Here is a 282-nt window from a genome sequence, read left to right as displayed (position 1 = left end):
ACAAAGGAATCTGCATATTTTGGAAAATGTTTGAATTCATCCAAAAATACATCTCCGTAAGCGTTTGTCAATTGCAATGCTCCTCCTAAAAACATAGAAAACACAAAGAACAAAGCCATTTTGTAATTAGCAAACAATTTGAAAGATTCTAAACCAAAAGTTTCTATCCAAGTAGCATTTTCTTTAATTAAACGCTGTGGCTCACATTTTGGCAAAGTAAAAGCGTAAACTCCAAGAATTAAAGCTCCAATTCCAGCAATATAAAACTGGTACTCTGTCGCT

Annotated in this window: 1 pseudogene; it reads right to left on the bottom strand. The window is 33.3% G+C overall.

The features are described from left to right. A pseudogene (locus ACWA1B_RS22550) lies at nucleotides 1-282 on the bottom strand (MFS transporter); the annotation flags it as partial.

The sequence above is a fragment of the Flavobacterium xizangense genome, from assembly GCF_054075145.1.
The sequence above is the reverse complement of the archived record's forward strand: the minus strand, read 5'-3'. Positions and strand labels throughout refer to the sequence as shown.